This window comes from Alteromonas sp. H02 (assembly GCF_059682525.1).
The window spans coordinates 3,306,096-3,324,088 of record NZ_CM185021.1 but is presented as its reverse complement, the minus strand read 5'-3'; the positions used below and the strand labels follow the sequence as shown (position 1 = coordinate 3,324,088).

Genomic DNA, 17,993 nt, shown 5'->3' with positions numbered 1-17,993 from the left:
TTTTAGGCATTAAAAAGGGAGCCTGCAGACTCCCCGGAGCGTGTTCAGTAATCAGGCTGCAATGTGCAGATTATTCACTAATCACTGCTTTTTCGATAATAACAGCTTCAACCGGCACATCCTGATGATAACCGTAATTACCTGTTTTTACATTTTTAATTTTTTCAACAACATCCATACCTTCGGTTACTTTACCGAAGGCACAATAACCCCAGCCATTCATGCTTTCGCTGGAGAAGTTGAGGAAGTCGTTGTCTTTCACATTAATGAAAAACTGCGCAGTGGCTGAGTGTGGATCGTTAGTCCGGGCCATGGCGATTGTGCCGGCTTCGTTGGCTACGCCGTTGTTTGCTTCGTTTTCGATAGGCGCTTTGGTGTCTTTTTGCTCCATATCCGGCGTCATACCGCCGCCCTGGATCATAAAGCCGTCAATCACCCGGTGGAAAATGGTGTTGTCATAAAAGCCGTCTTTTACATAAGACAGAAAGTTCTCAACCGTTTTCGGTGCTTTATCGGCATACAGTTCCAGGGTAATGTCGCCGTGATTTGTTTTAAACGTCACCATAGTGTTTAACCTTACCTTAATTTAGTTTTTGGCTATATAGACCGCTAATGGTAGCCCAAATGCCAGAATGCGAAAACCCCTCTGAAGTACCTATTTGTTTATTCACCTGAAAATGCATTCATAACTGGCTCCAGAGCGTGGTCAGACGGGCATTACAGTGCTAAACTTCGCCACCCCAACCGGTTTAAGAGGAAATTAGGAAATGTTGCAACTGTTTAACACCAAAACCCGTCAGAAAGAGCGTTTTCAGCCGCTGGTAGAAGGGAAGGTGGGACTCTATGTTTGTGGCATAACCGTGTACGACCTCAGCCACATGGGTCATGCCCGTACCTATCTCAGTTTTGATGTGTTGGTGCGTTATCTGCGCCACCTCGACTATGACGTGAAGTACGTGCGTAATATCACCGATGTGGACGATAAAATTATCGCCCGGGCCAATGAAAACGGCGAAACAACCGTAGCGCTCACCGAGCGTACCATTGCCATGATGCACGAAGATTTTGCCGCGTTGAATCTGATTGAGCCGGATATCGAACCGCGGGTAACCGGGCATATGGACGAGATAATCGACGTCATCGAAAAGCTCGTGGCTAAAGGTTATGCCTATCAGGCCGAAAGCGGCGATGTGCTGTTTGATGTGAGCAAGTTTAATGCGTACGGCAAATTGAGCCGACAGAACCTTGAGCAGTTACAGTCTGGCGCGCGTGTTGAAGTGGCGGCCGGCAAAGACGACCCGCTGGACTTTGTGTTATGGAAAACGGCTAAGCCAGGCGAACCGGCCTGGGGGGCTCCCTGGGGAGAAGGTCGTCCTGGCTGGCATATAGAATGTAGTGCCATGAACCATAAGCACCTGGGTGAGCACTTTGATATTCACGGCGGTGGTTCTGACTTAATCTTCCCGCACCACGAAAATGAAGTGGCGCAATCCTGCTGTGCTTTCGATACGCCCTATGTGAATACCTGGATGCATACCGGGATGGTGCAGGTAAACGACGAGAAGATGTCTAAATCACTGGGCAACTTCTTTACCTTGCGTGATGTATTAGGCGAGCACGACGCAGAAATTCTGCGTTTCTTTTTGATGTCGGCCCATTATCGCAGCCAGCTGAGTTATTCCCAGGATAATATCGACCAGGCTAAATCAGCCCTTGAACGACTCTACACGGCGCTGCGCGGAGTAAAAGTAGACAGCGTAACTGACTTAAGTTACGGCGGATACCTTGAGCGTTTTGAACAGGCCATGAATGATGATCTGAATGTGCCTGAAGCTTACTCGGTGCTGTTCGACCTTGCCCGTGATTTAAATAAACATAAATCACAGGGTGATGCCGGTGCAGAAGAAGCTGGTAAGCTTGCCGCCGTGCTAAAGGGCATTGGTGGTATTCTGGGCCTCTTGCAGCGCGATCCGCAAGTCTTTATGCAGTCAGGAAATGATGATGAGGTAGCGGAAATAGAAGCGCTAATCAAAGCGCGTAATGATGCCCGGGCTGCGAGAGACTGGGGCGCAGCCGATGCCGCGCGCGACAAGCTCACAGCCATGGGCATTGTGCTTGAAGACGGCGCTGGCGGCACCACCTGGCGCCGCCAGTAACAGCAAAGGGTTGACCTACAATTAGTCTTCCCGGAATTTGCATAGCAAATATCCGGGACCTCCAAACATGTTATCGGGGTGGCTTAACAACCTCTCGATTCACTTTTTGGCTGAGTCAGCCTTCTCAGAAGATCCCGGCTCGAGGGCAGGGATGACGGAAGAGTTTGGCCGGAATGGAAGAAGTACTGGCACAGGGGTGATAAAAATTGTCATCCCCGCATGCAACTCCTCTGTCATCCCCGCATGCAACTCCTCTGTCATCCCCGCATGCTTTTGGGCGGGGATCTCCATTTATGTTATCGGGGCGTCTAACCAACCTATCGATCCATTTTTCGATTGAGACAGCCTTCTCAGAAGATCCCGGCTCAGGGCCGGGATGTCGGAAGAATTTAAGCGGTGATCTCCATTCATGTTATCGCAGAGTGTACACAACCGGCCTAATCAAACCTCCACAATTAACAATAACGTGGCTGCCGTGGCCGCACCCATCACCAGATTAAACCCTCTTTGCCGTCGCGGGTTATTCAGCCACACTCGCAGTTTTGCCCCGGTGCCGGCCCACAATGAAATGGCAGGTAAGCCGAGCAACGCAAAAGCCAGCATAATCATCGCGCCGGACTCCGCGTAGTTATTACCTGGCAGGCTAAACGTACTCACACTGCCAAGCGCCATCATCCATGCCTTGGGGTTCACAAACTGAAATAACGCTGCCTGCCACCATGTGAACGGCTTCGTTGAACGACCATCTTCACTACTAATGCCGGTAACCGGACCTGAAGCTATTTTAAACGCCAGCCAGAGCAGGTAGGCCGCACCGGCAACATTCAGCACCGAATACATGACCGGATAAAGTTGAAACAGCACACCCAGTCCCAACAGTACGCTCAGTAATAACATAGATACACCAAACACAATGCCCAGCATGTGCGGTAACGTGCGGCTAAAACCAAACTGTGCCCCAGAAGCCAACAACATCATGTTATTTGGCCCTGGAGTGACGGAAGTAATAAAAGCAAAGGTGGCAATGCCCAGCAATAATGAGGTTTCCATAAAAGTGCGCCCTGAAAAGTAAGTGATTAAAGTTGCGTTACAGCGCAGGCTGTTGTTATAGCATGCGGGATTAATCTGTATTTATTTAGATGCAATAAATTGGGTAACAAGCCATACAGATAGCCAGTGAAACCGACTGTATGGTGCAAATTTCCACAAACTGTATGGTTTTGTATTTAAAAGTGCTGATATATTAAAAAGTGTATGGTTTTCGAGATCAAGCGGATACACCGATGAGCAGATATTTGCACCTGGCCACGCGGCTAAAAGAGCATATTCAGATGGGCTACTTTGCACCGGGCTATAAACTGCCGTCTGTTCGTCAACTGGCCAATGAGCACGGCGTTAGCATTTCCACCGTACAGGAAGCCTACCGGGTGCTGGAGCAGGAAGGTCTGGTTACCGCTAAGGCAAAGTCGGGCTATTTTGTTGCACAGGCTAAAGAACGTATTGCGCGGCCAAGAGAGTCTAAACCACCGCAGCGGCCCATGGACGTGTCGCTCTGGGAAGATGTGCTGGCCATGCTCATGGGCCATGGTGTAGAGGCCAGTTGTGAGTTTCAGCATGCCATGCCGGATATGAGTTCATCGACTCTGAAACCGCTACTGAAAAATATCTACGAGCTTAACCGCCACCGTCCGCAGGATGGCATGTCTTATGGCCATGTGCAGGGCGAACTCGGACTTCGTGAGCAACTGGCGCGGCTTACCGCCACCACCGGATGCCAGCTCGATGCAGAAGACTTTGTTGTCACCTCAGGCTGTCAGGAAGCATTGTCGGTTTGCTTAAGGGCGGTTGCCCAAAGCGGCGATGTGATAGCGGTAGAGTCTCCGGGGTTTTACGGTGCCATGCAGGCAATAAAAGCGGCTAACTTAAAAGCGCTGGAAATCCCCACCGACTCGCGGGATGGTATGAGTATCGAAGCGCTCAGGCTGGCTATGGATCAGTGGCCGGTTAAAGCCATTTTAGTAACACCAACGGTAAATAATCCCCAGGGCTACGTGATGCCCCTGGCTAAAAAGCAGGGGCTGTATCAACTGGCGCGGGAATACGATATAGCGATAATCGAAGATGATATTTATGGTGATATCGCTTTTGAATACCCGCGCCCTAAAACCATTAAATCATTCGACGAAGATGGCCGGGTACTGCTGTGCTCTTCTTTTTCGAAAACCCTGGCGCCGGGCTTCAGAGTTGGCTGGATTGCGCCGGGGCGATACCGGGATAAAGTGACCCATATTAAATATGTCAGTAGCTCCATGTGCCCTACGTTGCCGCAACTGGCAATTGGTAATTTTATCCGCCAGGGCGGTTACGACAGGCATCTACGGGCGATGCGACAGTCTTACCGCAAAGCCAGGGATGTGATGCTCAAAGGCATCGAGGCGCACTTTCCGGCAAACACTCGGGTAAGTTTTCCGGAAGGGGGCTTTATTTTGTGGGTGGAGTTACCCGAGGGTTATGATGCGGCCCGGCTGGCAGAGTTGGCTAAAGAGCGCGGGATAATCCTGGCGCCCGGGCAGATGTTTTCCGCCACCGGCAAGTACCGTAATTGCTTGCGGTTTAATTATATTGATCGCGACTTAGCCACCCGTGAGCGAAGTGTTGCAATACTGGGGGAGATCCTGATGGAAATGGCGCCAGCCAGTGTGGCAATGGCCTAATGGCGCCCGTACCAGCGTTTAGTACGCTCACAGTAGGCGGTAAATTCGTCACCAAACAGCTCAATCATAAAGCGTTCTTCCGGGATGATCTGAAAGCGCTGCAAATACGCCATCGTAAGCACAGCAAATACCAATCCACAGGCATCACGCACAATAAATGCTGCGCCGATTACACCCACCACTAAACCCAGATACATGGGGTTGCGGGTATAGGCAAAAATACCACCATCCACCAGTGTACTGGCATTTTGTGGTCGGTGGGGATTTACAGTGGTCCGCTGCTGTCTGAACGCCACTACGCCTGCCACACCAATTAATCCGCCGGCCACAAACAACACAAAACCGAAGGGGCGCAGAGGATGAGGCAGTGGCATTACATTCAGGGAAGCGCAATACCAGGTGAGGGCCAGCGCAGCAATAAACACGATAACCGGCGGTACTTTAAGTTCAAGGTTGTTTAACATCGCTATCGTCCACCACGGGTTTCATTTTCGCTGCTTTCTTTTGTTGTTGTTTCTCAATCAGCTGTGATTTCCAGCGCTGCTGCGAAACATGTCCTTTGATGGCTTCGATGCATTCATTCACCACCAGTAAAAACTCTTTGTCCAGGTTTTGTTCTTCCGGCGTAAAGTCTTTCAGGCCGGAGCTGACAAACTCCTCAATGTCACTGGCTTCAAGGTCGGTCAGCAGGTTAACAACAGAGGCGGTTACAATGTCTGTTACCGCGCTTTCCAGAGTATTTTCAATGGTGCGGCCAACCACCGGCACATAAGACAACGTAGATACCTGGGCGTTTTCACGCACGGCTTTGCCAACACTTTCTTTCACGTGCCGCCGGATTACATCGCCATGTTTACTGTCGTTAATTGACTGCCCAAGATGATTAACAATGTTGGACATCCAGGAGCTTATTACTGGTCGTCTCGGCGCTAATACGTTTTGCGTGATATCGTCGATAAGCGGTGAGCCGGCAGCAATGTCCTGCTGCGCATCGGTGAGGACTTTCACTACAATCCGATCGCTTAACTCTTCTACAAACACATCATAATAGAACGAAAAGAACCGGTAGATGCCGGTGTCGTTGAGGTCGATAATCTGGTTCTTGTGTAACCGGTACAGAATCGAAAATATCCGCAGAAAGCGGAATATGCGGGTTCCACCTAAGGGGATACAGCCGACTAAATCGTACCAGCGTAAAAACGGAAAAAAGTACCAGCGCAGGTATTCTTCGGTCTTAATGGCAACTATCCAGCGCACGAAAAACTCGGTTAAGAAAATGGTAATAAAAACCAGATCGACCAGAATGAAGTTTTTGTGGATTGGGTCGTAGAAGTTAACAAACGCCGGCGACCAGGCACTCAGGCTATCGCGAATAAAGGCAGTGTTATACAGGCCATCAAACAGTAAAAACAGCAGGTTCAGCAGCAACAGCCCCAACATAATAATGTCGAGCAGTAGCCAGGGGCCCTCGTGGCTGTTGCGCAGGTTTTCCCGGTTTATCCTAAACATGGGCCCTCTGTATAGTTAGCGATTATCCTAAATTGCGTAAGCGTGTCACATCCACGTGCAGGGTGAGTTTTTGCCCGGGTTGTAAATACTTCTTCGGATTCAGGTTATTCCACTTGGTAATGTCGCTGGTGCGTAAATTAAATTTTTGTGCAATCCGTGCCAGTGAATCACCGCGTTTTACCGTGTAAGTGAGTGTGCGCATAATGGCATCGCGCTTTTGCTCATCGCTTGCTTCATCGACCCAGATCACCAGGGTTTTACCCGGCATCAGCGGATCCGTTGGTGCCATGCCATTCCATTTCGCCAGCGAGCGGGTGCTTATTTTATATTTACGGCCAATATCCCAAAGTGTATCACCGGCGGCCACTTTATGCGTGAGCTGGTAACTGCCACGTTTCTGGTTTTGGGTAGACGCCAGGCGCTGATCTTGCGACAACGTGTACGCGTCTAGTTTTTTAAGCGCAACCGGCACCATGAGGTGATCGCCAATCCGGATCATATTATCCTGCATATCGTTGATACTTTTAATCACATCAACGGTGGTGTGGTATTCCTTAGCCAGTTTAAGCAGGCTGTCGCCAGACTTCACTTTATGGCGAACCCAGTTAAGGCGTTCTTTGCGATCGACCTGGGCGAGTTGGGTAGTAAAGCCCTCGGCTTTATCCAGTGGTAATACCAACCGATGCGGGCCATCAGGATCGGTGGCCCAGCGATTATAGCCAGGGTTAAGCGCATGCAGCGATTTTAGCTCCATGCCTGCCAGTTCGGCGGCAAATGCCAGGTCCAGCTGTGAACCCGTATCCACGGTGGCAATAACCGGTGCATTGTCGATTTCAGGCCAGCTGAAGGCGTAAGCGTCGTGATTTTTTAAGATGTCTGCCAGTGCCAGTAGTTTGGGCACATAAGCACGGGTTTCCCGTGGCAGATCAAGCGACCAGAAGTCGGTAGGTTTGCCGGCCTGCTTGTTACGCTTAATGGCTTTACCCACCCGGCCTTCGCCGCTGTTGTAGGCTGCCAGGGCATGCAACCAGTTACCTTCAAACATTTTATTCAGGTAAGTAAGATAATCCAGAGCTGCATCGGTAGAGGCAATCACATCACGGCGGCCGTCGTACCACCAGGTTTGCTCTATGCCAAAGCGCTTTGCGGTACCAGGAATAAACTGCCACATGCCCGCTGCACGGCCATGAGAATAGGCAAACGGATCAAAGGCACTTTCCACAATCGGCAGCAGCACCAGTTCCAGCGGCATCTCTCGGGCTTCAATTTGTTGAATAATATAATACAGGAAAGGTCTGGCGCGTTTGGATACCCGTTCCATATAAGCGGGGTGCTTGAGATACCAGTCGCGTTGCACCGCTACGCGCTTGTTATCCGGGATCTCGAAGGCAAACTGGTTACTGGCGCGTAACCACAGGTTTTCAATGACAACCGGTTCAACGGCTTCCTCAACCGGAGAAATATCTACCTCTACCTCTTCGGTAGGGTGCATTACTTCAATAACACCTTCGTTGGCCAGTTCGCAGTCGGCCTGGTCATTTATATCGATATGGGCAATTTCGCAGGTTGAACGGTTGTCCTGCAGTTCAGTCTCGGCTCGCTCGGTTGTCTCAGTTAACTGACAACCACTGAGCGAAGCAACAACAAAAAGATGAAGCGCAGACAACTTTAATTTCATTGAGAAACGAACCTTCAGATAATTCAACAGCATACCAGTGTACGCAAATTCGCGCCTCAATGCATCCTGTTGAAGCTAATACTATAGGCGACACCTGCGCCCAACCACTTTTTATCAACAGTCAGAAATTATCTTTCCATTGTCTCAGATGAGTAAAGACGGCTATTTCGTCGATAAGTTGCGCGTCTGACTGACTGGCAACCGATTTTTTTATGGCTGGTGAATCGCATCGCAGGAAAGGGTTTATATCCAGTTGCGTGCTCAGCAGGGTGGGCAGGGTAGGAGTATTTTGTGCGCGGGTCTCTTTTACCCAGTTGTCATATGCTTGAAGAGCCTGATTATCTGGCTCGGCCGCCAGGGCAAAATTCACATTTGCCTGGGTATATTCGTGGGTGCAGTAAATAACGGTAGACGCTGGCAGGCGCTTAATTTTGTTCAGTGAGCGATGCATCTGACCAGGCGTTCCCTCAAACAAACGTCCGCAACCGGCAGAAAATAGCGTGTCACCACAAAACAGCGCGTTGTGCCCCACAAAGGCAATATGATCAAGCGTATGGCCAGGCAGTTCCAGTACATTAAACTCACAATCAAGCAACGGTAGTTTTACCAAATCCCCCTGAGCAACGGATTTAGTGATACCGCTTATGTGTCCGCCACGAGGGCCAATTACCGGTAGATCTTTTACCGCGCTGCTTAATTTAGTAATACCACCAGTATGGTCGTGGTGATGGTGTGTAATCAAGATGGCTGCCAGAGCCAGCTCATTGTCTTTGCAAAATGCCAGTACCGGGTCAGCATCACCCGGATCCACCACGACAGCATATTGCTCGTTGTGCAAACACCAAATATAGTTGTCATTAAAGGCGGGGATCGGCGTAACAGAGAGAGCCGCGGGAAAACTGTCGGTTGGCATAGTCCAGTCCGTAAGTTGTACATGGTTGTCCAGATACTATAAAGTTGTGTGGTCGCATGCAATACGTGCAAGCAGTTTATAACATCAGGCGTTTATGAAATCAGCGTTTCACCCTAAACCGTTACGATACCCGCAAAGCTGGTCCGAATTGCCTGGGGGCGATGAGCTTAAACAGGCTATCGAGGGTGTTTGTGATGATCTCAGCCAACGGGTGTTTGGTTATAACCTGGTCAAACTGGGCAATCTGAGTAGCGAAATAAAGCTGCCAGGTTGTGCCATTCGGAATCAGGTTGTACAAACTCAGGTAGCCACTGAAGCCAGCAGCCTGATTTCCAATTCAGATAAACTGCCCTATATCGAAAACAGTATTGATGGTTTTTTACTGGCTAACGAGCTCGATTTTGCCAGGGACCCTCATGAAATACTGCGAGAGGTAGATCGCACCATTACTGCAAACGGGTATGTGATTATCAGTGGGTTCAACCCGTACAGCCTTACCGGGCTCGCACGTTTCCTACCCATCAAAAAAGGCAATATTTTGCATCAGGCCCGCTTTTTCTCAGCCGGGAGGATTAAAGACTGGTTGCAACTGCTCGGTTTTGAAATCGTAGAGCATCGGCATATTTTGTTTTCCATGCTATTCGCCAGTCACCATAAAGGTCAGCCAGCTGCCTGGCAGCAATGGTGTAGCCGCTACTGCCCGTGGTGCTCATCGGTGTATGTATTAATGGCCCGCAAACGAGCTATTCCAATGACCACGATAAAACCGAAGTGGAAAGTCAAACCCCGCTTCTCAGCCGTAGGGGCGAGCATGCGCGATGCTGCGTCCAGAATTACCCATTCCTCGAACCGTTGATTGGCCGGCGATTACCAGAAAAACAACCTCATCATTCCGGCACGTAAAACGTATTGTCATCCGAGGATGCACACACCAAGTCATTCCCGCATGCACACCCTATGTCATCCCCGCATGCTCTTGGGCGGGGATCTTCATAAAAGGTTATTAAGCTGAGTAAGGGCTATTAGGAGATCCCGGCTCGTGGGCCGGGATGACAGGAATAAACCCGCCGTCCACGCATGCACCTCTTCTGTCACCCACGCGTGCACCTCTTCTGTCACCCACGCGTGCACCTCCACCGTCATCCCCGCATGTACACCCACTGTCATCCCCGCATGCTCTTGAGCGGGGATCTCCATAAAAGGTTATTTAAGCGGAGTCAGTGCTATTAGGAGATCCCGGCTCGTGGGCCGGGATGACAGGAATAAAACCGTCACCCACGCATGCACACCCTATGTCACCCACGCGTGCACACCCTATGTCACCCACGCGTGCACACCCTATGTCATCCCCGCATGCTCTTGAGCGGGGATCTCCACAAAAGGTCATTTAATCTGAGTCTTGGCTATTGGGAGACCCCGGCTCGGAGGCCGGGGCGACTATGTCGGCTTTCCGGGATGATTTTAGGGTGTTAGTCTGGTTGAATTAGTCAGACTGTTTCGGAGATCCCGGATTTCGCAGTGCGAATCCGGGATGATAAAAAGCCGTAAGGCTTTTTATCACTTAACCCGCATGCCGGGTTGGGCGCCCTCGTGGGGCTCCAGAATGTAGAGGTCTTTTCCACCCGGGCCGGCGGCTAATACCATGCCTTCTGACATGCCGAAGCGCATCTTACGCGGAGCCAGGTTAGCCACCATTACTGTGTGCTTACCAATTAAGTCTTCTGGCGCATAAGCAGATTTAATGCCGGCAAAAACCTGTCGGGTTTCACCGCCTAAATCCAGCTCTAAACGCAGCAGCTTATCGGCTTTCTCTACATGCTCAGCATTAGCAATGCGGGCAATACGGAAGTCCACTTTGGCAAAGTCATCAAAGGTGATTTGTTCGCTGATAGGATCCTTCGCCAGTGGACTGTTGGGATCCAGCTGCGGTTCGACGGCTAGGCTTTCTTTTGAGTCTTCAACCATAGCGTTTATCTTATCCATCTCTACGCGCTGCATCATCGGCTTAAACTTATTAATTTCGTGGTTAGTGAGCACGGTTTGCGCACTGTCCCAGGTTAATTGGTCGTTTAAGAAGGCTTCGGCTTTCTCTGCCAGTACGGGCAGCACCGGTTTTAAGTAAGTCACCAGAATACGGAACAGGTTAATTCCCAGTGAGCAAACATCATGGGTAAACTGCTGCTTGTCTTCTTGCTTAATTGTCACCCACGGTGCGTTAGTATCGATGAACTGGTTGGCTTTATCGGCCAGCATCATGATTTCACGTACAGCCTGGTGGTATTTACGTTTTTCGAACAGGTTAGCGATGGTTTCGGAGGCATCCTGAAACTGTTTAACCAGCTCCGGTTCCAGTACGGTTGCTGATAACTTGCCATCGAAACGCTTGGTAATAAAGCTGGCACAACGGCTGGCGATATTTACCACCTTACCCACTAAGTCAGAATTCACTTTCTGAGCGAAATCTTCAAAGTTAAGGTCGATATCGGTGACGCCATCACCCAGCTTAGAAGCAAAGTAATAACGCAGGTATTCCGGGTTCAGATGGTCCAGATAAGTGCGGCCTTTAATAAAGGTGCCGCGGGATTTAGACATCTTAGCACCGTTAACTGTCACGAAACCGTGAATGTTAACGCCGGTAGGTTTACGGTATCCCGCGCCTTCCAGCATTGCCGGCCAGAACAGGCAATGGAAGTAAGTGATGTCTTTACCAATAAAGTGGTACAGCTCGGCATCAGAGTCCGCTTTCCAGAAACTGTCGAAATCCACGTCATTGCTGTCGCAGAAATTCTTGAAGCTGGCCATATAGCCCACTGGTGCATCAACCCAAACGTAGAAGAATTTATTCGGCGCACCAGGAATCTCAAAGCCGAAATACGGCGCATCGCGGCTGATATCCCACTGCTGTAAACCGTCTTCAAACCACTCCTGCAGTTTGTTGGCCATTTCTTCCTGAATCGCACCGGAGCGGATCCACTCTTTTAACATGCCTTCAAATTGCGGCAGGTCAAAGAAGAAGTGTTCGGATTCTTTGAGTACCGGCGTAGCACCAGAAACAACGCTACGCGGGTTTTTAACCTCGGTAGGGCTGTAGGTAGCACCACACACGTCGCAGCTATCGCCGTTTTGATCTTCTGCACCACAGCTCGGGCAGGTGCCCTTAACAAAGCGATCCGGCAGGAACATGTTCTTTTCCGGGTCGAACAACTGATTAATTGTGCGCTTGGAAATGTAACCGGCTTTATCCAGTCGATTATAAATTTCTTCGCAGAACGCTTGGTTTTCCGGTGAATGGGTCACATAGTAATTGTTGTAATCAACAAAAAAATCAGTGAGATCCTGATGGTGCTCAGCGCGGGTCTTCGCCACCATTTCTTCCGGGGTAATGCCAAGCTCCTGAGCTTTGAGCATAACCGGCGTTCCGTGTGCATCATCGGCACAAACGCTGTAACATTCATGACCGCGTAAACGCTGGAAACGGGTCCATATATCGGTTTGAATATGTTCAAGCAAGTGACCTAAGTGAATAGATCCGTTGGCATAAGGTAACGCGCTGGTTACCAGAATTCGGCGCTTGCCGTTAGTCAGATGACTCTGTTCAGACATAGAATAATTCGTTCGGCTAATTGCTATTGGAAATGGCGCAAATACTAGCGGAAAAGCGCTTTTTTTGCATTGTTTTTGTATGAGTTAATCTTATCTAACCCAGGGCAAGATCGTACTTTTGTTAAATTACTCTGATATCTGATCGATTTAATTCGTTATATTTATCATCATTAGTGTGATCAAATAGTTTTTTTGATGACACGAGTTAATTATGAGTTTTCTAAGCCATTTTTCAGAAGTTACCGATCCCCGCACGCAAATTAATGTTCAACATGACTTTATTGATGTGATATTTCTGACTGTGAGTGCAGTCCTTTCTGGAGCAGAGGGTTGGAGCGATATAGAAGTGTTTGGTCGAGATAAACTTGATTGGTTGCGCCAATACCGTCCCTTTGAAAACGGCATTCCTGTTGACGATACCATTGCCCGAATTGTCCGAGTAATATGCCCTGAACAATTAAATAAAGCCTTTATGAATTGGGTGAATGAAGTGCGTGTTGAAACGGGTAAGCCTCAAATTGCCATCGACGGTAAGACACTTCGTCATTCCTACGATGGCGATAAGCAAACGGCATTACATAGCATTACCGCCTGGAGCAAAGATGCAGGTTTAGTGCTTGCGCAACTGAAGTCATCGGGCAAGAAAAATGAGAATGCTTCGGTATTGGACCTACTCGACACGCTTAATATTAAAGGCGCTCTTATCAGTGCAGATGCCATGAACTCTCAGAAAAAGATAGTCGAGAAAATCAGCTCGGAGAACGCAGATTATGTGCTCTGCATCAAAAATAACCACAAACAACTACGCGATGAAATTGCCGCCTATTTCCATAAGGTAGAGAGGGATAATCCCGCTTGGATTGCCTGTAATGAACAGACTGATTCTGGCCATGGACGAATTGAAGTACGCCGGTGCCAGCAACTAAGAGTCAGTGAGTGGATAAGTGAAGCACAGCACTGGAAAGGTATACGCAGTGTTATCAAAATAGAGCGAGAGCGCCACCTTAAAGACAAAGAGGTGAGCACTGAAACGCAATATTACATCAGTTCACTGGATATTGACCCCGTTGCGGTCAACCAGGCTATCCGAGCACACTGGGAAGTCGAAAATAAAGTCCACTGGGTGTTAGACGTGACGTTCAAAGAAGATGATAGCCGAATACGCAAAGAGGACGGAGCGGAAAATGTCGGAGTGATTAGGCGGTTTTGTTTGAATATGGCTCGTTTACACCCCAAGAAAGCCAGCATGAGAAGCAAACTCAAAATGGCTGGCTGGGCCGATGAATTCAGAGCAGAGCTTATTTTTGGGTAAAAGTATGCGGTTGCCCTGTTATCTAACCGATAAAATTGCAGGTATTGTATGTTTTTTTCGCGAAAGTCTTCCAAACCCTCGGCCTTACTTCAGTGTGCAGTTGATTATTTGAGCAACTATTTTGTGGTGGATAAAGACGAGGTATTGCCATGGTGTGCCGAAAACCAAGGCACGATTACCGTTACCTTTCCTTTTGTCAATCAAAGCCAGTGGCCATTTATTGAGGCGGGCCTTACAAAAGCGCTGAATAACAAAAAGCTCAGCGCCGGGTTGCATTTTAAAACCAGAATCCACAGCGGGCAAACCACCAAATTGCCGGTCACTAATATTCGCAATATTATTGCGGTTGCCTCGGGCAAGGGCGGGGTGGGTAAGTCGACCACCAGTATCAATCTGGCCTTTGCGCTAATGCAGGAAGGCGCCAGAGTGGGTATTCTGGATGCCGACATATATGGCCCGTCGGTGCCTATCATGCTGGGAAATGTTAGCGAACGTCCGGCAACTGCGGATAATAAACATATGCAGCCCTTAGAGGCCCACGGTATGGTGGCAAACTCGATTGGCTATCTGGTGCCTGCAGAAGATGCAGCCATATGGCGCGGCCCCATGGCCAGTAAAGCGCTTTCGCAAATCATTAATGAAACCCTGTGGCCGGTGCTGGATTACCTTATTGTGGATATGCCCCCGGGCACCGGCGATATACAGCTCACCATGGCACAACAGGTGCCGTTAACCGCAGCGGTGATAGTAACAACACCGCAGGACTTAGCCATTGCCGATGCCCAAAAAGGCATTGCCATGTTTAATAAGGTCAATATTCCGGTGCTGGGCCTGGTAGAGAATATGAGCTTTTACCAGTGCACTGCCTGTGGGCATAAAGAATACGTTTTTGCCAAAGATGGCGGCAACTTATTAGCAGAACGCTACAATTTACCCTTGTTAGGGGCGCTACCGCTAGACGTGCGTATCCGTGAACACGCCGGCTCAGGCCAGCCGCTACTAGTAAGTGAACCGGAAAGTCCGCTCTCGGATGTCTATCGGGAAATGGCCCGGGCAGTATCATTTGAGCTGGCCACTACAGTGCCTTTGGCTGCTGATCAAGGCCGCAATATTAAAGGCGACCCCATAGCGTTTAACCCGTTAACCGATAGCTAACTAGCAAAAATGTGTTGATAAGCGGCTAAAACCGCTTAAAACACGTTGCCTGAGGGGCGTTGCAGCCGCATAATAGCGCACCGGTTTAGCCTTAGGAATTCTCCCGCAATGCGTTTATGTGATCGCGATATTTATCAGTACCTGCAAGACGGCAAAATCAAAATCGATCCGCAACCTGACTACGATCAGATAAGCGGGTTAACAGTCGATATTCGTCTGGGCAATAAATTTCGTGTATTCGAAGATCACGCCGCACCATACATTGATTTAAGTGGGCCTAAATCGCAGGTGCAGGCCGCCCTTGAGTCGGTAATGAGCGACGAAATTGAACTGCCGGAAGACAAAGCTTTTTTCCTCCATCCTAAAGAACTGGCACTGGCCATTACTCATGAATCAGTCACCTTGCCAGACAATATCGTAGGCTGGCTTGACGGACGGTCCTCACTGGCTCGCCTTGGGCTGATGGTGCATGTAACCGCTCATCGTATTGACCCTGGCTGGTCGGGTAATATTGTGCTGGAATTTTACAACAGCGGTAAGTTACCACTGGCGTTACGCCCACTAATGAAAATTGGTGCACTGAGTTTTGAAGTGCTCAGTCAGCCAGCAGAAAAACCCTACAATGCCCGAATTGACGCCAAGTACAAAGGGCAGGCAGGCGCTGTGGCGAGTCGTATATCCGCAGACGGCAAAGACGACAGCGAGTAAGACTCTCTGTCGCTTATTTTTTTAAATTCCGACAATCAATTGTAAATTTATTGTTTAAAGTTTACATTCAAAACTTCACTTAATCGATTAAGTTGCTATCTTATTGGGTATTAAAACCTGATAAGGAAGCAACTATGCGCTTGGCTACCGCTTTATATTTGTCTGCTCTCTCACTACTGAGTTTTACCTCGCAGGCTACTGACGTTTCGGTGACGTCACCAGACGGTGATATCACATTTACCTTTACCGATAAAAACGATTATGCACAGTATACCGTGGACTACAACGGTAAGCAGATCATGCGCCCGGCGCGGCTGGGTTTTGCTTTTGCGAAGGCCAAATCAATTTATCGCCACCTTGAGGTCAGTGAGATTAGCCGCAGCAGTGAAGACAGCACCTGGGAGCAACCCTGGGGTGAGCAACGCCGCATTCGCAACCACTACAATGAGTTGGTGGTTAAATTTACCGATAAGAATGATGCAGATAATGCCTTTAACGTGCAGGTACGGGTATTTGATGACGGCATTGGCTTTCGTTATCACGTAATTGCCGACGGGCAGCGTGATATCACTCGTGAAATGACTGAGTTTTCGATTATCGATTCACATACGGCTACCGCTTACTGGATCCCGGGGCAGGGTTATGACCGTCAGGAATATTTGTATCGCGAGACCCGGTTGCAGGATGTGGGTAAAGCCAGCACACCTATGACCATAAAACTGGATGACGGCACGCACCTGGCTATTCATGAGGCGGCGCTGGTAGACTATGCTGGCATGAGCCTAGACTGGCAGGCGCTGGGGCGCTTTGAAGCTGATTTGGCCCCTCGTGCTGACGGCATTAAAGTTCGCAAGCAAGGCAGTTTTACTACGCCTTGGCGTACCGTGCAGATAGCGCCGAATGCTGCAGAGTTAATCAACTCTTATATTACCCTTAACCTTAACGAACCCAACAAACTGGGGGAGGTTGACTGGATTAACCCGGGTAAATACATCGGTATCTGGTGGGGAATGCATATTCAGAAATACACCTGGTGCTCTGGTGAAAAGCATGGTGCTACGACTGAAAATACCTTGCGCTACATGGACTTTGCCGCAGAGCACGGCTTCGACGGTGTATTAGTAGAAGGCTGGAATGTAGGCTGGGATGGCGACTGGATCCAGAACTCAGAGCTGTTCTCGTTTACCCAAATTTACCCGGATTTTGATATCAAAAAAGTCAGCGACCACGGCAAAAAAGTTGGAGTTAAGCTCATTGGGCACCATGAAACTTCAGGCGGAATAACCAACTACGAAGCTCAGATGGAAGACGGTTTTGCGCTCTATCAGAAGATGGGGGTCGAGCAAATTAAAACGGGGTATGTCGCCCATGGCCAGAGCCTGAAAGTGACCGATGATACGGGTATAAAGCGTCTTGAATATACCGACAGTCAACCACTGGTAAATCACTTTATTAATAACATTACCACTGCAGCGAAATACGGTATTTCGATTAACACCCATGAATCGGTAAAAGACACAGGCTTACGCCGTACTTATCCTAACTGGATTGCTCGTGAAAGTGCGCGCGGCCAGGAATATAACTCCGGCTGGGCAGCGCCGAATCCACCCGAGCATGTGCCAATGCTGGCATTTACCCGAATGCTTTCTGGTCCGATGGACTTTACGCCGGGCATTTTCGACCTGGATTACCCGCCAATCAAAGGTGGCACCGAAGAACATGGCCGGGTGAAATACATGCGCCCGCAAACCACCATTGCTAAGCAGTTAGCCGAATATGTAGTACTTTATAGCCCTATCCAGATGGCCGCTGATCTGCCAGAAAACTACGAAGCGCAAATGGCACCCTTTCAGTTTATTAAGGATGTTCCTACCGATTGGGAGCAAACTCGCGCCCTACAGGGAGAAGTGGGCGATTATGTGGTCATCGCTCGTCAGGAACGTAAAGCGCGCGAGTACACGGGTAACGACTGGTACTTAGGCGCCATTACTAATGAAGAGGCGCGGGATATCACCGTGCCGCTGAGCTTTCTGAAACCCGGTAAGACCTACGAAGCGCAAATCTACAAAGACGGCAAGAAAGCCGACTGGCAAACCAATCCCTATGACGTTGATATCAGTAAAAGAACGGTGACCAGTAAAGATGCATTAACCCTGCACCTTGCAGCTGCGGGTGGTGCGGCTATCCGGTTTAAGCAATTGTAACAGAGTAACATAATCCAGAGAGAGCAAAGGCGTCTGGTTGC

General features: G+C 49.3%; 14 protein-coding genes. 7 read left to right on the top strand and 7 right to left on the bottom strand.

Going from position 1 to position 17,993, the window contains the following annotated elements; all coding sequences use genetic code 11:
• Nucleotides 1-70: 70 nt before the first annotated feature.
• The gene (locus AC566Q_RS15290; protein ID WP_499607721.1) at nucleotides 71-565 is read right to left on the bottom strand and encodes a peptidylprolyl isomerase; all 495 of its coding nucleotides are present in this window, start codon (nucleotides 563-565) and stop codon (nucleotides 71-73) included.
• A 202-nt stretch (nucleotides 566-767) separates the two neighbouring features.
• Between AC566Q_RS15290 and cysS the strand changes: the two genes are divergently transcribed.
• Nucleotides 768-2,156, top strand: a complete 1,389-nt coding sequence (gene cysS / locus AC566Q_RS15285) for a cysteine--tRNA ligase (RefSeq protein WP_499607719.1) — start codon at nucleotides 768-770, stop codon at nucleotides 2,154-2,156.
• A gap of 441 nt (nucleotides 2,157-2,597) precedes the next feature.
• Here cysS and AC566Q_RS15280 read toward each other — a convergent pair whose 3' ends face one another.
• Nucleotides 2,598-3,206 (bottom strand): LysE family translocator, encoded by a 609-nt coding sequence (locus AC566Q_RS15280; RefSeq protein ID WP_105935764.1) that lies wholly within the window; start codon nucleotides 3,204-3,206, stop codon nucleotides 2,598-2,600.
• A 233-nt stretch (nucleotides 3,207-3,439) separates the two neighbouring features.
• Between AC566Q_RS15280 and AC566Q_RS15275 the strand changes: the two genes are divergently transcribed.
• On the top strand, nucleotides 3,440-4,870 hold the full coding sequence (locus AC566Q_RS15275; protein ID WP_499607716.1) for an aminotransferase-like domain-containing protein: 1,431 nt from the start codon (nucleotides 3,440-3,442) through the stop codon (nucleotides 4,868-4,870).
• Here AC566Q_RS15275 and AC566Q_RS15270 read toward each other — a convergent pair.
• The 4 genes from AC566Q_RS15270 to gloB form a co-directional block, all read right to left on the bottom strand.
• Nucleotides 4,867-5,334, bottom strand: a complete 468-nt coding sequence (locus tag AC566Q_RS15270) for a methyltransferase family protein (protein WP_105935766.1) — start codon at nucleotides 5,332-5,334, stop codon at nucleotides 4,867-4,869. The two genes, AC566Q_RS15275 and AC566Q_RS15270, sit on opposite strands and share 4 nt — an antisense overlap.
• A complete protein-coding gene (locus tag AC566Q_RS15265) occupies nucleotides 5,318-6,379 on the bottom strand; it encodes an ion transporter (protein WP_499607713.1) in 1,062 nt (353 codons plus the stop codon). The genes AC566Q_RS15270 and AC566Q_RS15265 overlap by 17 nt, the downstream gene beginning before the upstream one ends.
• A gap of 22 nt (nucleotides 6,380-6,401) precedes the next feature.
• Complete coding sequence (locus tag AC566Q_RS15260; protein ID WP_499607711.1) at nucleotides 6,402-8,057, bottom strand: lytic transglycosylase; 1,656 nt, start codon at nucleotides 8,055-8,057, stop codon at nucleotides 6,402-6,404.
• Nucleotides 8,058-8,178: 121 nt separating this feature from the next.
• Nucleotides 8,179-8,970, bottom strand: a complete 792-nt coding sequence (gene gloB / locus AC566Q_RS15255; RefSeq protein WP_499607707.1) for a hydroxyacylglutathione hydrolase — start codon at nucleotides 8,968-8,970, stop codon at nucleotides 8,179-8,181.
• A 94-nt stretch (nucleotides 8,971-9,064) separates the two neighbouring features.
• Here gloB and AC566Q_RS15250 point away from each other — a divergent pair, with 94 nt between their 5' ends.
• Nucleotides 9,065-9,826, top strand: a complete 762-nt coding sequence (locus AC566Q_RS15250; protein WP_499607705.1) for a class I SAM-dependent methyltransferase — start codon at nucleotides 9,065-9,067, stop codon at nucleotides 9,824-9,826.
• Nucleotides 9,827-10,527: 701 nt separating this feature from the next.
• On the opposite strand, the gene metG is transcribed toward AC566Q_RS15250, so the two are convergent.
• Entirely contained in the window at nucleotides 10,528-12,573 is a 2,046-nt protein-coding gene (metG, locus tag AC566Q_RS15245; RefSeq protein ID WP_499607703.1) for a methionine--tRNA ligase, read from the bottom strand.
• A 211-nt stretch (nucleotides 12,574-12,784) separates the two neighbouring features.
• On the opposite strand from metG, the gene AC566Q_RS15240 reads away from it, so the two are divergent.
• The 4 genes from AC566Q_RS15240 (at nucleotide 12,785) to AC566Q_RS15225 (ending at nucleotide 17,952) form a co-directional block, all read left to right on the top strand.
• Nucleotides 12,785-13,885, top strand: coding sequence for an ISAs1 family transposase (locus AC566Q_RS15240; protein ID WP_123323549.1), 1,101 nt, complete (start codon nucleotides 12,785-12,787; stop codon nucleotides 13,883-13,885).
• Between the two features lie 48 nt (nucleotides 13,886-13,933).
• On the top strand, nucleotides 13,934-15,040 hold the full coding sequence (gene apbC, locus AC566Q_RS15235) for an iron-sulfur cluster carrier protein ApbC (RefSeq protein WP_499607693.1): 1,107 nt from the start codon (nucleotides 13,934-13,936) through the stop codon (nucleotides 15,038-15,040).
• Nucleotides 15,041-15,148: 108 nt separating this feature from the next.
• Nucleotides 15,149-15,748, top strand: a complete 600-nt coding sequence (gene dcd, locus AC566Q_RS15230; RefSeq protein WP_105935772.1) for a dCTP deaminase — start codon at nucleotides 15,149-15,151, stop codon at nucleotides 15,746-15,748.
• A 134-nt stretch (nucleotides 15,749-15,882) separates the two neighbouring features.
• A complete protein-coding gene (locus tag AC566Q_RS15225; protein WP_105935773.1) occupies nucleotides 15,883-17,952 on the top strand; it encodes a glycoside hydrolase family 97 protein in 2,070 nt (689 codons plus the stop codon).
• Nucleotides 17,953-17,993 lie beyond the last annotated feature (41 nt).

Coding starts and splice junctions, on each gene's coding strand:
- AC566Q_RS15290 (WP_499607721.1), bottom strand. CDS start 565: ATGGTGACGTTTAAAACAAATCACGGCGACATTACCCTGGAACTGTAT.
- AC566Q_RS15275 (WP_499607716.1), top strand. CDS start 3,440: ATGAGCAGATATTTGCACCTGGCCACGCGGCTAAAAGAGCATATTCAG.
- apbC (WP_499607693.1), top strand. CDS start 13,934: ATGTTTTTTTCGCGAAAGTCTTCCAAACCCTCGGCCTTACTTCAGTGT.
- AC566Q_RS15280 (WP_105935764.1), bottom strand. CDS start 3,206: ATGGAAACCTCATTATTGCTGGGCATTGCCACCTTTGCTTTTATTACT.
- AC566Q_RS15260 (WP_499607711.1), bottom strand. CDS start 8,057: ATGAAATTAAAGTTGTCTGCGCTTCATCTTTTTGTTGTTGCTTCGCTC.
- gloB (WP_499607707.1), bottom strand. CDS start 8,970: ATGCCAACCGACAGTTTTCCCGCGGCTCTCTCTGTTACGCCGATCCCC.
- cysS (WP_499607719.1), top strand. CDS start 768: ATGTTGCAACTGTTTAACACCAAAACCCGTCAGAAAGAGCGTTTTCAG.
- AC566Q_RS15250 (WP_499607705.1), top strand. CDS start 9,065: ATGAAATCAGCGTTTCACCCTAAACCGTTACGATACCCGCAAAGCTGG.
- AC566Q_RS15265 (WP_499607713.1), bottom strand. CDS start 6,379: ATGTTTAGGATAAACCGGGAAAACCTGCGCAACAGCCACGAGGGCCCC.
- AC566Q_RS15270 (WP_105935766.1), bottom strand. CDS start 5,334: ATGTTAAACAACCTTGAACTTAAAGTACCGCCGGTTATCGTGTTTATT.
- AC566Q_RS15240 (WP_123323549.1), top strand. CDS start 12,785: ATGAGTTTTCTAAGCCATTTTTCAGAAGTTACCGATCCCCGCACGCAA.
- AC566Q_RS15225 (WP_105935773.1), top strand. CDS start 15,883: ATGCGCTTGGCTACCGCTTTATATTTGTCTGCTCTCTCACTACTGAGT.
- metG (WP_499607703.1), bottom strand. CDS start 12,573: ATGTCTGAACAGAGTCATCTGACTAACGGCAAGCGCCGAATTCTGGTA.
- dcd (WP_105935772.1), top strand. CDS start 15,149: ATGCGTTTATGTGATCGCGATATTTATCAGTACCTGCAAGACGGCAAA.